The 14,653-nt window shown below is 61.4% G+C and carries 13 protein-coding genes; 4 read left to right on the top strand and 9 right to left on the bottom strand.

The genetic code is table 11. The annotated features are described in order from the left end of the window. Positions 1–21 precede the first annotated feature (21 nt). Positions 22–1,653 (bottom strand): APC family permease, encoded by a 1,632-nt coding sequence (locus L6D74_RS24075; protein WP_236190729.1) that lies wholly within the window; start codon positions 1,651–1,653, stop codon positions 22–24. A 223-nt stretch (positions 1,654–1,876) separates the two neighbouring features. On the opposite strand from L6D74_RS24075, the gene L6D74_RS24070 reads away from it, so the two are divergent. Next, complete coding sequence (locus tag L6D74_RS24070) at positions 1,877–2,644, top strand: AraC family transcriptional regulator (protein ID WP_236190728.1); 768 nt, start codon at positions 1,877–1,879, stop codon at positions 2,642–2,644. Between the two features lie 21 nt (positions 2,645–2,665). Here L6D74_RS24070 and L6D74_RS24065 read toward each other — a convergent pair whose 3' ends face one another. After that, on the bottom strand, positions 2,666–2,989 hold the full coding sequence (locus L6D74_RS24065) for a hypothetical protein (protein ID WP_082934460.1): 324 nt from the start codon (positions 2,987–2,989) through the stop codon (positions 2,666–2,668). 142 nt (positions 2,990–3,131) lie between these two features. Here L6D74_RS24065 and L6D74_RS24060 point away from each other — a divergent pair, with 142 nt between their 5' ends. From L6D74_RS24060 to L6D74_RS24050, 3 genes are read left to right on the top strand one after another with little or no spacing between them, the layout of a single operon-like run. Continuing rightward, positions 3,132–5,258 carry a TonB-dependent receptor family protein gene (locus L6D74_RS24060; RefSeq protein WP_236190727.1) on the top strand — a complete coding sequence of 709 codons (2,127 nt, stop codon included), beginning with the start codon at positions 3,132–3,134 and terminating at the stop codon, positions 5,256–5,258. A 60-nt stretch (positions 5,259–5,318) separates the two neighbouring features. Further along, a complete protein-coding gene (locus tag L6D74_RS24055; protein ID WP_236190726.1) occupies positions 5,319–5,705 on the top strand; it encodes a hypothetical protein in 387 nt (128 codons plus the stop codon). Between the two features lie 50 nt (positions 5,706–5,755). Next, entirely contained in the window at positions 5,756–6,283 is a 528-nt protein-coding gene (locus L6D74_RS24050; protein WP_236190725.1) for a hypothetical protein, read from the top strand. 40 nt (positions 6,284–6,323) lie between these two features. Here L6D74_RS24050 and L6D74_RS24045 read toward each other — a convergent pair whose 3' ends face one another. From L6D74_RS24045 to L6D74_RS24015, 7 genes are all read right to left on the bottom strand, one after another. After that, positions 6,324–7,079, bottom strand: a complete 756-nt coding sequence (locus L6D74_RS24045; RefSeq protein ID WP_085649118.1) for an ABC transporter ATP-binding protein — start codon at positions 7,077–7,079, stop codon at positions 6,324–6,326. After that, positions 7,073–8,134, bottom strand: coding sequence for a FecCD family ABC transporter permease (locus L6D74_RS24040; RefSeq protein ID WP_064595757.1), 1,062 nt, complete (start codon positions 8,132–8,134; stop codon positions 7,073–7,075). Before L6D74_RS24040 ends, L6D74_RS24045 begins: the two co-directional genes overlap by 7 nt. Beyond that, entirely contained in the window at positions 8,131–9,318 is a 1,188-nt protein-coding gene (locus tag L6D74_RS24035; RefSeq protein WP_085667219.1) for an ABC transporter substrate-binding protein, read from the bottom strand. Before L6D74_RS24035 ends, L6D74_RS24040 begins: the two co-directional genes overlap by 4 nt. A gap of 64 nt (positions 9,319–9,382) precedes the next feature. Beyond that, entirely contained in the window at positions 9,383–11,797 is a 2,415-nt protein-coding gene (locus tag L6D74_RS24030; protein WP_236190723.1) for a TonB-dependent receptor, read from the bottom strand. A gap of 93 nt (positions 11,798–11,890) precedes the next feature. Next, on the bottom strand, positions 11,891–12,868 hold the full coding sequence (locus tag L6D74_RS24025) for a FecR domain-containing protein (protein WP_236190721.1): 978 nt from the start codon (positions 12,866–12,868) through the stop codon (positions 11,891–11,893). Continuing rightward, positions 12,869–13,384: a sigma-70 family RNA polymerase sigma factor gene (locus L6D74_RS24020; protein ID WP_039771138.1), complete on the bottom strand. Its 516-nt coding sequence runs from the start codon at positions 13,382–13,384 to the stop codon at positions 12,869–12,871. 83 nt (positions 13,385–13,467) lie between these two features. Then, the gene (locus tag L6D74_RS24015; protein WP_236190719.1) at positions 13,468–14,652 is read right to left on the bottom strand and encodes an aminotransferase class V-fold PLP-dependent enzyme; all 1,185 of its coding nucleotides are present in this window, start codon (positions 14,650–14,652) and stop codon (positions 13,468–13,470) included. Between the last annotated feature and the right edge of the window lies 1 nt (position 14,653).

Here is a 14,653-nt window from a genome sequence, read left to right as displayed (position 1 = left end):
GACAGGTCCCGTTGAGTGATTTCAGTAAGCGCCGGCAGCGCGAGGATTGGCGGCGTAGGCGGGGGACGGCGAAGCGACTTCGCTTTCATCCTCTTCCGATTCCAGACGCAGCAGGTGTGCCGGTACGCCGGTGGCGGCGCCCCAGTAATAGATGCCCATCGCACAGGCTGCGACGACCAGGGTGTCGAACGGATGGGTGAGGACGCCCAGGCCGCCGAAGGTGCCGAGTTTCGACAGGACGATGGTCACGGCGTAGAAGGCGATCAGCCACGCGGACGAGCGCACTTGGCGGGATAGGCTGAGGTGGGCGGTCGGCACGAAGCGGCCGCAGAGCAGGTAGACGACGAACATCAGGATTTGCAGGCCGAGCAGCCAGGACACGGTGTTCCAGCCCGACCAGTAAACGATCAGCGCAGCGATGATGAACGACACCGGCCCCAGCACGCTCATGCACTTGACCCGGAACGGGCGTGGCATGTCGGGGGCATTGCGACGCAGCGCGGCGACGGTCACCGGGGCGACGGCATAGCTCAGCACCAGCGCGGCGGACACCACGTTGATCAGCGCTTCCCAGGACGGGAATGGCAGGGTCCAGAATACCGACAGGGCGAAGGTCAGCCACAACGCCGGACGCGGGATGCCGGACTTCGCGTCGATGTGGGTGAAGACCTTGAAGAAGGTGCCGGTCTGCGCCCAGCCGTAGATCACCCGAGGGGTGGCGTTCATGTAGATGTTGCCGCAGCCGCTGGGGGAGATCACCGCGTCCGCGACGACCAGATACGCCAGCCAGCCCACGCCCAGTGCCAGGGCGATGTCGCGATACGGCAGGGCGAACTCCTTGGAAACCCCGGCCCAGCCATTGGCGAGCAGTTCGGTCGGGATGCCGCCGAGGAAGGCCGTTTGCAGCAATACGTAGATCGCGGTGGACAGCAGCACCGACAGGATCAGCGCAATCGGGATGGTGCGTTGCGGGTTCTTCACTTCGCTGGCCACCGAAATGATCGGGGTCAGTCCCAGATAGGCGAAGATCACACCGCCGGCGGAGACGGCCATCTCGATACCCGAGAGTCCGAATGGGGCGAAGCCCTGAACCTGAAAGTTTTCCGGTTTGAAGAAGGTGAACAGCACGCCGATCACCAGCAGCGGCACGATGAACTTGAACACGCTGACCAGATTGTTGGCCTTGGCGAAGGTCTTCACGCTGCGGTAGTTGAGCAGGAAGAACACGCACAGCAGGCCGAACTGCACCAGCCAGCCGAGCAGGGTCGGATCACCGCTGCCGGCCTTGGTCAGGCTCGGAAACCAGGCTGCCGCGTATTGGCGCGAAGCGACCACCTCGATCGCCACCAGACTGGAAAACGCGATCAGCGTAATAAAACCCATCAGGTAACCGAGCAGCGGCCCGTGGCTGTAAACCGGGTAGCGCACCACACCGCCAGCGCGGGGTAATGCCGCGCCCAGTTCGCAGTAGACGATGCCCAGCAGCAACACGGCGAACCCGCCCAGCAACCAGGAAAAAATCCCCGCCGGCCCGGCAATCGCCGACACGTGACTGGCCGCGAACAACCAGCCGGAACCGAAGATCGCCCCCAGTCCGATAAAGGTGAGGTCGATCAATGAAAGTTGTTTTTTGAACTTGCCTTGGCCTGACATGGCATCGCCTTCTTGTGAGTTATTGGATAGGCAGGTATGAGTCACTGGAACGGCTAAACAGTGAACTCATCGGGCGTCGGGCGATTGATGTTTTGCGCAGCTCCGGATGACGAATTCGGCACAGTTGCGAAGAAAGCCAGCGGCGCTCGACACGCTTCGAACGTTGCTGCAATCTGCACGCGAACGCCTCAGCCCGTTCCACTCACCGGGGAAAACCGTCACCATGCAGAACGCATTTGCGATCCTGAGCCAGGGCGATGCGCACAATCGTCCCTACACCCTCGAGGCGCTGCTGGCGGGAGTGGCGCCGCTGTTGCCGATGCTCGACGTGATTCCGAACGCGGCGATCTTCATCAAGGACGTGCAGGCGCGGTACGTCCTGGCCAATCGCACGCTGGTGCAGCGCTGCGGCCTGAAAGACCTGAAACCGCTACTCGGCAAAACCAGTGCGCAGGTGTTTCCGGCGCAACTGGGGCCGGGTTATACCGAGCAGGATCGGCGGGTGCTGGAAGAGGGATTGGTGCTGGAGGATCAGCTGGAGTTGCATCTGTACGGCAGTCGCGAACCGGGCTGGTGCCTGACGCACAAGCGTCCGCTGTACAACCGCGACGGCGATATCATCGGCCTCGCGGGGATTTCGGTGGACCTGCAATCGGCCAGCGAAACCCACCCGGCGTTTCAGCGCCTGGCGGCGGTCGACGAACACATCCGCGCGCATTTCAATCGTCGGGTGACGCTGGGCGAGCTGACCCGGATCGCCGGCATTTCGGTGGCGCAGCTGGAGCGCTACTGCAAACGGGTCTTTCACCTTACGCCGAGGCAGATGATTCAGAAAGTGCGGCTGGAACATGCCCATCGCTTGTTGCATACCGAACTGCCGATCACCGAGGTGGCGCTGCAATGCGGCTACACCGATCACAGCGCGTTCACCCGCCAGTTCAAGGCGTCGACCGGTTTCACCCCGCGTCAGTACCGGCAGGCGACAGAGTGATGAGCGGGTTTCGGTGGGCGATCAGCCCGCTCGTTTCAGCGTGTGTGCGACGTACAGTTTTGTGATCAGCCCGGCCATTGCCTTCGCTCCGAAACAACGGAAGTAAACGTAACCGTTGTCGGTCTCCAGACTGACGATCCGGGTAATGAATCCCCCCTCCAGAGTGACCTTGCGAATCGTGGCTATCGGGACTTCAACGTCCAGAACTCCGCCGGGCACCGCGCGGTTCATGGCATTGGCACTCATACGAATCCCGGACGGCGTGATCACCACTTTCCCACCCACCCAGAGTCCGCCGGGCACGAGAAAATTGGCCAGCCTGGACTTCAGCACTTCTTCAGCCACCTCAGACGCTCCCTTGTTTGATTGCTGTTGGAAAACCACAGGCCTGTTTACCTGACAAAAAACCAAATCGCCATGTGTTTCCTTCGTTCTTTCATGCGTCGCAGTTGTCACTGCCCGTTCCCGCCTGTCTGGAGTTCACCCGATGCCTTCGCTCAAAACCCTGCCCGCCGCCTTGCTGGGGCTGGCCCTTGTCTGTCCGGTCAAGGCGCAATCCCAGGGGCTGGAACTGGGGCAAGTGCTGATCGGGGCCGAGGATCAGAGCGGTGACGATCTGTCGGTGGAAGAGGCGAAGGCTCGTCTGGCCCAGGTGCCGGGTGGCAGCAACGTGGTCGATATGCGCCAGCCATTGCAGGGCCGGGTCGCGAGCAATCAGGACGTGCTGGCGTATCAACCGGGTGTCTATGCCCAGTCAGCGGGCAACGAAGGGACGAAAATCTCGATCCGTGGCTCGGGCATCAATCGCGCTCCCGGCGCCCACGCCTCGGGGCTGTACACGATGCTCGACGGCCTGCCGCTGACCGGCCCGGGCGGCACGCCTTATGAACTGCTGGAGCCGCTGTGGCTGGATCATGTGGAAGTGCTACGCGGTGCCAACGGTTTTGATCGCGGTGCGCTGGCCCTTGGCGGCGCCGTCGATTACGTCAGCCACACGGGCTACAACGCGCCGCTGCTGAATGTGCGGTACGTCATGGGCAGCCACGGTTACACTCAGCGACAAGTCAGCTCCGGCCAGGTGCTGGGCGATTTCGATTACTACCTGTCGATGACCAACGCGCATTCCGACGGTTATCAGGATCACACCGCGAGCAAGAGCCAGGGTGTGATCGCCAACTTCGGCTATCGCTTCAATCCGAATCTGGAAACCCGCTTCTACATCCGTCACCGCGAGACCGACAACGACCTCGCCGGGCGGGTGACCAAACATTCCATCGAGCACGATCCGCGCGCAGCCAACCCGGCGTACGTGACGCGCAACGACAGCCGCGACCAGCCCGGCAGCACCTTCATCGGCAACAAGACCACGTACTACATCGACGACGATTCGAGCATTCAGACCGGTCTGGTCTATCACGATTACCCGATGGACCTGCGCGAAGGCCCCAATCGCCTGAAGGTCGCCTACACCGATGTCAGCGGCACGTTCGACTACAAGCGCCGCGACACGCTCTGGGGGATGGAGAGCAACAGCACCGTGGGCCTGCGAGTCACCAAGCACCTGCCCAATGACGGTGCCAGCGAACTGGTGCGGACTCCCACCGGCAACACCGCCGGTTACGCGCCGGGCACCCACATGCGCAACTTCAGTTATCAGGGCTCGGATTCTGTCCTGCACGTGGGCAACGACCTGGAAATCGCCGATGACCTGTGGCTGACCACCGGCCTCGCCGCGATCTACACCCGCCGCGAAAGCGCCGTGACCTACCCGGAAGGTGGCGGCAAAACCAGCCTCGGCGACTGGGATTACGCGCCGCGCCTGGGCCTGCGCTATCAGGTGACGCCGGACCTGCAACTGTTCGGCAACCTGAGCCGTTCGGTCGAAGCGCCGCATCCGTGGTCGCTGATCTACAGCTCCAACGTACGGTTCCCGGCCGGCAGCGGCGCCGCCACCGGCACCCAGCGCGACCCGGTCAAGCTGCAGAATCAGACCGCGACCACCCTGGAACTCGGCGGCCGTGGCGACAGTGCGCTCGGTGAATGGAGCCTGGCCTGGTACTACGCTCAGGTGCGCCACGAATTGCTCTCGGTATTGCCGGACGCCAACGCGACCACGCCTTACGAACTCAACGCCAGCCCGACCGTGCACCAAGGTATTGAAGCCAGCCTGAACAGCAACCTGTGGTCAGCAAACGATGGCGGCAAGTTGAGCCTGCGTCAGGCCTACACCTTCAGCGATTTCCACTACCGCGACGACGACCGCTTCGGCGACAACCGCCTGCCGGGCTTGCCGATGCATTACTACCAGGGCGAACTGCGCTACGACTTTCCGCAGGGTTTCTTCGCGGCGGTCAACACGCAACTGGTCTCGAAAACCGCAGTGGATTATGCCAACAGTTATTACGCCGATCCTTACGCCACCTTCGGCGCGACCCTCGGTTACAACGCCCCCAAGGGCGACTGGCAGACCTGGCTGGACATGCGCAACCTGACCGACAAGCACTACGCCGCTACAGTTACGCCGGGCTATGACGATAAAGGACTGGACGCCGCACGTTCCACACCGGGTGAGGGCATGGCGATGTATGTCGGGGTGTCGTGGAGTCTGCTCTGACGCTGGTGTGTGAGTGTCGAACCCTATCGATCAGTTTCCTCTGGTGCATGGAACCAATAAATGAAATTGCGATTCTCCTGGGAAGAAGCGTTCGGCGACTTGTTTCCGCACTGTAGTTCAGACGTCGTGAACGAGGATGGCACGAGCCTTTTGTCCTGCATCCTGACCGATGATGGCGGCTGCCAGCTCATACATTCGCTGGAGTGGATAGACGTGGGTTTGGCGCGGATCAAATCGGTGAAGGAGTCAAAGGTCGAATTCGATCACTGGGATCGTGAAGATTGGGCTGCAGATTTTTCAAAGGACTGCGTGAAGCTCCATTTTCGGATGGAAGAAGATTATTGTGAATTTCTCAGTCTGGAATCCTTTGAAAAAGCCTTGATGGCATGGCGTGATTTTATTGGGTTGCCACCCGACAAAGCGGTGACACGAGAGCTGGAAATTTGAGCCTTCGTGGCAAGCAGTTCCCCTAATTCAAACGTTCTAAGGAAGGATTGATGTTCGGTAAATACAAGTTCGGTTGGTGCGCACTGCTGGCCGGATCGTTTGCACTCAGTGGTTGCACGTCACTGTTCATGGGCAAACAGTACGAGTTTCCCCGCCCGGATGAGCCTTCTGCGACCGTTCGCCTTAAATATGATCGTGGCACAACGCTGGACGCGATGACGTTCAACGAAAAAAGTTGTTATGCCGGCTTTACGCCGCTTTCCTATAACGGCGACTTCATCGAGTCCAAAGTCGCCGTCGGTAAAGAGCTGGTGCTGACTTACCGCGATGTAGTGGGCGGTACTCAGTGCCAGATACCTTTTTCCTTCACGCCTCAGGAAGGCGCTGTCTACACCATAAAGACCGGTTTCTGGAGCGAGACCAAGCCCGGCATCATTCCGGTGTTCAAGTACGACCAGTATCACTGCGGGATCGGTGTAGTGAAAAAGGTCGGCGATCAGGAAAGTGTCCAGCCCATCCAACAATTGCGTATCAAGACCGGTTTCGCCTGCCTGAAATTTCTACCCGTCACGAAATAGCTCTCGGCATCCCTGCGTTTGCGGTTTGACGGTGCAACCCTCAAACAATGTCATCGATCAGAATATGGTGCTGCCCGCGACTGCATTGCTCGATCCGCGCCTCGACCTTGTAGACCGTGCGCAGCATCGGCTCGGTGATGACTTCATGGCTGGGTCCGCTGCCATGGGCCGTGCCACCCGCGATGACCAGCACCTGATCGGCAAAACGCAGCGCCTGATTCAGGTCGTGGATGGCGATGAACACGATCACTTCGCGACGGCGCGCGAGGGCTTTCATGAAGTTCAAAACCTGAACCTGCCGGTGCATGTCGAGTGCGCTGGTGGGTTCGTCCATCAGCAGGATTTCCGGTTCGCGCACCAGCGTCTGGGCGATTGACACCAATTGCTGCTGGCCGCCGCTCAGCTCACCGAGGTTGCGAAACGACAGTTCAGTGATCCCGAGCGCTTCGAGAATCTCGTCCACCAGTTTCAGTTCATCATCGTGAACCGCCCAGTTGGGCGTCAGTTGCTTGCGCGCCAGCAGCACCGATTCGTACACCGTGAGCCGGGCGCTGGCGTTCAAGCCCTGGGGCATGTAGCTGATGCCTTGAGTGCCTTTTTTCGAGCCTTCCAGAATCACTTCGCCCGGCCCGTCGATCAGCCCGGCCATGCGCTTGAACAGCGTCGATTTGCCTGCCGCGTTGGGGCCGACGACGGCCACGACCTGGCCGCCGGTAAACGTTGCGGTACTGACGCCGGAAATGATCTCGCGCTGACCGTAGCGGGCGCCGAGGTTGTCGAGCCGGATCTTCACCATGAGTTTTTCTTACCGTTGAGAATCAGAGAAATGAAGAACGGCACGCCAATCAGTGACGTGACCACACCGATGGGGAATATCGCTCCCGGGATCAGGGTCTTGCTGACCACCGAACTGGCGGACAGGATCAGCGCACCGGTCAGCAACGAGGCCGGCAGGAAAAACCGCTGATCCTCGCCGATCAGCATCCGCGCGATGTGCGGCCCAACCAGCCCGATGAAGCCGATCGTGCCAACGAACGCCACCGGAAACGAAGCGAGCAGACTGACCATGATCAGCGTTTGAAAGCGCAGGCTGCGCACGTTGATGCCGAAACTCGCAGCCTTGTCGTCGCCCAGGCGCAGGGCCGTCATCGCCCACGCACGTTTGGCGAAGATCGGCAGGGTGATGAGGATCACCACGCAGATCACCCCGAGTTTCGGCCATGTGGCCTTGGTCAGGCTGCCCATGGTCCAGAACACCACGGCTGCCACGGCTTGTTCGGTGGCGAAAAACTGCACCAGCGCCAGTAACGCATTGAAGGTAAACACCAGGGCGATGCCGAGCAGCACGATGGTTTCGGCGGTCACGCCACGACGCATGCTCATGAAGTGAATCAACAGCGCCGAGAGCATTGCCATGATGAACGCGTTGAGCGGCACCATGTATTGCGCCGCCAGCGGAAACAGCGCCACGCCGAAGGCCAGCCCCAGCGCTGCGCCGAAACCGGCCGCCGCCGAAATACCGAGGGTGAACGGGCTGGCGAGCGGGTTGTTGAGGATGGTCTGCATCTGCGCCCCGGCGAGCGAAAGCGCCGCGCCGACAGCGACCGCCATCAACGCCACCGGCAGGCGGATGTCCCACATGACCACCCGCACTTGTGCCGATGCGGTTTCCGGCGAGAACAAAGCACCGAGCACTTCGCTGAGGCTGTAACGGGCCGGGCCCAGTGCCAGATCGAGCAACACGCTGAAGATCAGCAGCACGGCCAGCCCCAACAGAATCAGCCGTTTACGCAGCACCAGCCGCCGGTAGGTGACGCTCTGCACAATCGGTGCTTCGCCCAGCGAACTCATGGCTTGACCTCGGTTTTTTGCAGGCTGACGAAATAGCCCGGTTCATACGGCACCGGCAGGAAGCGCTCGTGCATCTCGCGAAATGCCGCATCGGGATCAAGATCGGCGAACAGTTCCGGGTGGAACCATTTGGCCAATTGCTGAATGGCCACGAACTGGTAAGGGCTGTTGTAAAACTGGTGCCAGATCGCATGAAACGCCTGAGTGTTTTGCGCCTTGATGCCGGCGTAGGCCGGGCGCTGGGTGTACCAGGCCAGTTTGCGCCGGGCTTCGGTCAGGTCTGCGCCCGGGCCGACGCCGACCCAATGGCCCCCCGGTGCAAAGGCTTCCCAGTCGGCGCTGGTAACCACCACATGGTCGGGATTGGCGACGATCACTTGCTCAGGGTTCAGTTGCCCGAAGGTGCTCGGAATGATCCGACGGGCGATGTTATTGCCACCGGCCATGTCGACGAACAGACCAAAGTTCTCGTTGCCGAAACTCAGGCAGCAATCATCGGTATAGCCACCGATGCGCTCGATGAACACGTTGGGACGGGCAGGATGGTATTTCTCGATCACGTCGGTGACGCGGTGGATCTGCTGGTTACGAAAATCGATGAACGCTTCGGCGCGCTCTTCCTTGCCGAACAACTTGCCGAACAGACGCATGGTCGGCTCGGTGTTCTGCATGGGGTTGTTGCGAAAGTCGACGTACACCACCGGGATGCCCAGGGCATCGAGTTTCTCGATGTAGCGGGCATCCTCGGTTGCGTGCTGCGCTTCGATGTTGAGGATGATCACGTCAGGCTTCTGCGAGATCGCCTGCTCGATGTCGAAGGTGCCGCTCTCGAAACCGCCGAAGGTCGGGATTTTCGCGATGTCGGGGAATTTGCGCAGGTAGGCGTTATAGGTGTCCGGGTCGGACTGGATCAAATCCTTGCGCCAGCCGACGATGCGTTCGATAGGGTTCTGCGTATCCAGCGCGGCCACCAGATACAGCTGGCGACCTTCACCCAGAATGACCCGGCGCACCGGCAGGTGAACCTTGACCGTGCGGCCCTGCAAGTCAGTCACGGTGCCCAGTGCCGGATCCGCTTCGCCAGCCTGTACGCGGCTTGGCATCAAGGAAGAAATCGACAAACCCAGCAGCCCGGCGATCAGCAGGGCGGCGAAGGTCTGGCGGCGGCGAAAAACATTAACCATGGTGTATGCCTTTGCAAAAGCCGGATCGGACCACGACGCCAGGCGCCGCTCCGGGCCGGACGTTTCAGAAATCGACAGTGGCCGAGAGCAATAAGGTTCGAGGCGCGCCCTGGGAGAACGCGCCGTAGGAGGCGACGCCCGACCAGTATTCACGGTCAAACACGTTCTGCACGGTGGCCCGCAAAGTGGTCGGCCGTTCGGCGATGCGAGTGGCGTAGCGCGCGCCGACATCGAAGCGGGTCCAGGCGTCCAGTTGTTGGGTGTTGGCCTGATTGACGTACTGGCTGCCGGTGTAGATCGCGCCGCTGGTCAATGTCAGGCCTTCGACTTGCGGCACGTCCCATTCGGCCCAGAGGTTGGCTTGCACTTCGGGAACCCCGACCGGTTTGTTGCCACGGTTGGCAGCGACACCGGTTCGGGTCAGTTCGCCGTCGAGCAGCGTCACTCCCCCGATCAGGCGTGTGCCTGTTGCAATCTCGCCCGCCATGTTCAGTTCGACGCCCCGGTTGCGCTGTTCGCCATTGACCGAGAACACCCCGGATGCCAGTTCACCGCTGGGCTTTTCAAGCTGGAACAGGGCGATGGTGGACATGAAACGGCCGTAGTCGAGCTTGACCCCGACTTCCTGCTGGCGCGACACATAAGGGGAAAAGATCTCGCCCGCGTTGGCAGCGGCGGACGGCGCGATGTCACCCTTGCTCAGGCCTTCGACGTAGTTGTAGTAGAACGAGACATGGTCCCAGGGCTTGGCGACGATCCCGAACAGCGGCGTGGATTTGCTTTTGTCGTAGGACGTGGTGATTGAGCCGGCCGTGTTGTAGTTATCCGACTTGATGTTCTGCTGGCGCACGCCGAGCGTGACCTGGAGGCGTTCATCGAGCACCGACAGGGTGTCGGCGAGGGCCACGCCCGACAGCTCGCTTTCGGAAACCTTCGGGGTATCCGGCTTGGCGATCGCGGGTTTCGGGCGATCGAGCGGGTGATAGATGTTCGACAGGATCGCCGGGCCGGAAATAATCCCCCGGGACAAGTTATCGCGGTAGCGGGTGACTTGTAGCGCCGTGCTATGACTGATCGGCCCGGTGTCGAACCGCAGCCGCGCACCGGCATCGACGGTGTAGCGCTGGACTTCGAATTTGTAATAGCCGGGGATCGACGAGGTGTCGCCCGCTTCGTTGATGATGGTCGGCGTCTGGTCGGACATGCGCGCGACATCCGATCGGCCACCGCCGGCGTGGGCGAACACTGTCAGGTTGTCGTTGAGGTCGTATTCGCCGCCGAGCAACGCCGATTTGTCGCGGGTTTCCGACCAGCCCCATTCCTGGCTGACGCTGGTGCGGCCGTTGGCTGCGGACGGAATCTCCACGCCGGAGGCAATCAGGAAGGGGCGGGATGCGGCGTCGAAACTCTCTTTCTGATTGATCAGGTCCAGGGTGGTACGCAGGCGTTCGCCCTGGTAGTCGAGGGACATCGCGCCGATACCGACCTCTCGGGATTGCTTGTCGATAGCCGTATCGCCTTGCTGGACGCTGCTGTTGATCCGCACGCCGAAGCGGCGTTCTTCACCGAAGCGTCGGCTGACATCGAGGTGGCCGCCGAGCTGGGTATTCAAGGCGTAACTGGTGGTGAAACGAGTCAGGTCTTCGTCCAGTGAACGCTTGGGTACCACGTTGATCACGCCGCCGACACCGCTGTTGGGCGACATGCCGTAGAGCAGGGCGCCGGGGCCTTTGACCAGTTCGATCCGTTCGGCGTACTCGGTGAACACCCGGTAGTTGGAGGCCACGCCGTACACGCCGTCGAACGCCAGTTCACCGAGGTTGCCTTCGCCGACCGGAAAACCACGGATGAAGAACGAGTCGACAATCCCCCCTGTCTGCCCTGTGGAACGCACCGATGAGTCGCGCTCCAGCAAGTCGCCGACGGTGACAGCCTGCTGGTCCTTGATCAGTGTCGAGGTGTAGCTGCTGACACTGAACGGAGCGTCCATCGCATCGCGGTTGCCCAGAATGCCAAGGCGTCCGCCGCGGGCGACCTGACCGCCCGCAAGCACCGGCGGCAAGCTGTCGGTGCGCGTGTCGATGCCTTCGACCGTGGTGTCCGCCAACGTGACCCGGCGCACTACCAGCGTCCAGGTCCCGTCGCTGCGAGCGACCATCTCCAGGCCACTGCCTTCGAGCAGTCGAGACACCGCTTCCTGCACCGAGTAGCTGCCGGACAATCCAGGGCTGACGAGGCCTTCGGTGATCGACGGCTGAAACGACAAGGCGATACCGGCGTCCACGGCAAAGCTCGAGAGGGTCACGCCAAGCGGGCCGGGCCCGATGTTGTAGGCTCGCACAGTGACCGCGTCCAGCTGCTCCGGCCTGGCTGCCTCGGCGAGGGCGCTGCTGGCCAGGCCCAGCACAACGCTGAGCAACACGCCGCGCATAACGGGCTTTAGCAGACGATCCGCAAGCAAGGGTCGTGCAACGAGCATGAAGGGATGACCCTATGGACGAGGTGGAATGGTTGTTCCTTTCATAGCCAGCCGAGATCAAAAAAAGTATCACCCGTGCGGTGATTTTTTTGCTCAGGCGGGTGAGAGCGTCACCCAGTAACCACTCAAGTGCCCGGAGACGCGCACGGGATAGGTCTGCGCCAGCATGTTCAGCGAGCGTTGGGTATCACTGATGGGAAAGGCCCCGGAAATGCGCAGGTCGGCAATGGCTGGATCGCACCGCACAAAGCCTCGGCGATAGCGCGCCAGTTCGACAACGAAATCCGCCAGCCGCATCTTGTCGGCCATCAGCATGCCCTCGGTCCAGGCGCCAACGTTGCGGTCGGTCGGGTTCAGCGAGCCAAAGGCCTGTGATGAAAAGTCGGTACGTTGCCCGGCGTTGACGATGATCGGCGCGCTCTGTGGGCTGTCGGCCAGCTCGACTTGCACAGCGCCTTCGAGCACTGCGAGTTGGGTGTGCGGCTGCCATTCACGAACGGTGAAGCGCGTGCCCAGCGCCTGCATCCCGCCCTGACGGGTGCTGACCAGAAAAGGTCGAGGCTGCGCGGCGTTGTCCGGCGCAGTCTGCACCAGGATTTCGCCTTCGCGTAAATGGATCAGCCGCTGTCGGGTGTCGAACAGAACGTCGATGGCCGTGTCGGTGTTCAGGGTGAGTTGCGAGCCGTCGGCCAGGGTCAGTTCGCGGCGCTGCCCGACGGCGGTGTGGTAATCGGCGGACCATTGCTGCGACTGCGCCAGTTTCCAGCTGCCCCAACCGGCGGGTATCGCCGCCAGCAGCAAGGCCAGTTTGCCCAGGGCTGCGCGGCGTTCCGGGTTACTCGGGCGATCCAGCGCCGACATCGCCAGCGACGGCGGCAGGCCGCCGAACTTGCTTTGCAGCAACTGCGCGCGGGCCCACGCCCGGTTGCGCTCGGGGCTGCTGACTTTCCAGTACTCCCACTCCGCACGCTCGGTTTCGCTGAGGTCGTTTTCGCTCAGACGCATCAGCCACTCGGCGGCTTCTTCGAGTATTTTCGGATCGAGCGGCGGTTCACTGCGGCGCGTAAGCATTCATTCCACCAGCATCAGGCACTGCACGAAAGCCTGTTTCATGTAGCGCTTGACGGTGATCAGCGAGACGTCCAGCTGCTCGGCAATGTCGGCGTATTTCAAGCCGCCGATCTGCGACAGCAGGAACGCGCGTTTGACCAGTGGCGGCAGGGTGTCGAGCATCGCGTCGATTTCGTGCAGGGTTTCCAGCACCACGAAGCGCAACTCGGGGGAGGGCACTTCCGGTGCGGGCAAATGCGCAAGGGCATCAAGGTAGGCGCGTTCCAGAGCCTTGCGCTGATACCAGTTGATGAGGATGCCCTTCGCCACGCAACTCAGGTAGGCCCGGGGTTGCTCGATGGTCGTGACCTGAGAAGCGAGGATCCGAGTGAAAGTATCCTGCGCCAGATCTGCCGCATCCATGGCGTTACCCAGTTTTTTCTTCAGCGTGGCGTACAGCCAGCCGTGATGGCCGCTGTACAGCGCTTCGATCACGCGCAGATGATTGTCGTTGTTCGCGGGAAGGGTTTCGCTCATGGCTGCAGTGTTTTGCAATTGAGAAGTATTCCCAATGCTAGTTTACAAAGAGCCTGCGACGCAAGCGCGATTCGTATCCGTTTTCAGGCGCGTGACATTCTCATCAACGCGTCCGCCATGGCATCGATTTCCGCCTCGGTGTTGTAGGCGTGCAGTGATGCCCGGCTGACTTCCAGCAGCTCCCGCTGCTGCATGTCGAGCAGCGTCGAGCGGAAAGTCGAGGTGGTGACATTGACGCGTTTTTCCTGCTGCGCCAGCCATGTCTGAACTTGCGCCGCGCTGGCGCCCTGGCAGGTGAAGGTGACGATGCCTGACTTGACCGCCCCTCGATCCTGCGGCGTCACCCCGGGCAGGTCTGTCAGGCGATTGCGCAAGTGTGCCGACAATCGTTGAATGCGCTGCCACATCGGTTCGATGCCTTGCGCCAGGGCGTAACGGGCCGCCGCCCCCATGCCCAGTTTCGCGGCAACGTTGCATTCCCAGTTTTCAAATCGTCGGGCATCGCCTCGGATCTTGAAGGTATCCGGGGTCAGCAATGAGGCCGCGTGCAGGTCGAGAAACGTCGGTTCGAGGTTTTCGCACAAGGTTTTTTCGACGTAGAGAAACCCCATGCCCCGAGGGCCACGAAGGTATTTGCGGCTGGTGGCCGCCAGCATATGACAGCCGATTTTCTGCACATCGATCGGCATCTGCCCGACGCCCTGGCAGGCATCCAGCAGAAACAGAACCCCGGCCGCGCGGGCGAGGGCGCCGATCTGCTCGATAGGCTGCACCGGGCCGCCGTTGGTGGCGATCACCGGCAGCGACACCAGGGCGACACGATCATCGCCGAGCATGTCCCGCAGCGCCGGCACTGACACCTGACCCTGTTCGTCGTTGGGAATCACCCTGATCTCGATGCCGCGCTGCTGCTTGAGTTGCAGGTAGGGAATGTAGTTGCCGGCGTATTCGGTGGTCGATGTCAGCACCACATCGCCAGGCCGCAGCGGCAATGAATAGAAGGCCATGTCCCAAGCGCGGGTCGCGTTTTCAATCACCGCGATTTCTTCGGGACGCGCGTTGATCAGTTGACCGATGGCGTCGTAAACGTCTTCCACTTCCCGGGCCTGTTGCCCGGCGGCTTCGTAACCGCCGATCCGGGTTTCAAGTTGCAAGTGACGGGTCACCGCTTCGATGACTGGATTGGGCATCAGCGCCGCGCCCGCATTGTTGAAGTGAATCAGTTGCTCGACACCAGGGGTGTCGGCGCGCAGTTGTTCAATGTTCAAC

The organism is Pseudomonas pharyngis (assembly GCF_021602345.1).
GTDB lineage: Bacteria > Pseudomonadota > Gammaproteobacteria > Pseudomonadales > Pseudomonadaceae > Aquipseudomonas > Aquipseudomonas pharyngis.
The sequence above is the reverse complement of the archived record's forward strand: the minus strand, read 5'-3'. Positions and strand labels throughout refer to the sequence as shown.

Bases quoted from the DNA above. Each gene is read 5' to 3' on its own strand.
- L6D74_RS24030 (WP_236190723.1), bottom strand. From the start codon at position 11,797: ATGCTCGTTGCACGACCCTTGCTTGCGGATCGTCTGCTAAAGCCCGTT.
- L6D74_RS24035 (WP_085667219.1), bottom strand. From the start codon at position 9,318: ATGGTTAATGTTTTTCGCCGCCGCCAGACCTTCGCCGCCCTGCTGATC.
- L6D74_RS24025 (WP_236190721.1), bottom strand. From the start codon at position 12,868: ATGCTTACGCGCCGCAGTGAACCGCCGCTCGATCCGAAAATACTCGAA.
- L6D74_RS24060 (WP_236190727.1), top strand. From the start codon at position 3,132: ATGCCTTCGCTCAAAACCCTGCCCGCCGCCTTGCTGGGGCTGGCCCTT.
- L6D74_RS24045 (WP_085649118.1), bottom strand. From the start codon at position 7,079: ATGGTGAAGATCCGGCTCGACAACCTCGGCGCCCGCTACGGTCAGCGC.
- L6D74_RS24075 (WP_236190729.1), bottom strand. From the start codon at position 1,653: ATGTCAGGCCAAGGCAAGTTCAAAAAACAACTTTCATTGATCGACCTC.
- L6D74_RS24040 (WP_064595757.1), bottom strand. From the start codon at position 8,134: ATGAGTTCGCTGGGCGAAGCACCGATTGTGCAGAGCGTCACCTACCGG.
- L6D74_RS24020 (WP_039771138.1), bottom strand. From the start codon at position 13,384: ATGAGCGAAACCCTTCCCGCGAACAACGACAATCATCTGCGCGTGATC.
- L6D74_RS24050 (WP_236190725.1), top strand. From the start codon at position 5,756: ATGTTCGGTAAATACAAGTTCGGTTGGTGCGCACTGCTGGCCGGATCG.
- L6D74_RS24070 (WP_236190728.1), top strand. From the start codon at position 1,877: ATGCAGAACGCATTTGCGATCCTGAGCCAGGGCGATGCGCACAATCGT.
- L6D74_RS24055 (WP_236190726.1), top strand. From the start codon at position 5,319: ATGAAATTGCGATTCTCCTGGGAAGAAGCGTTCGGCGACTTGTTTCCG.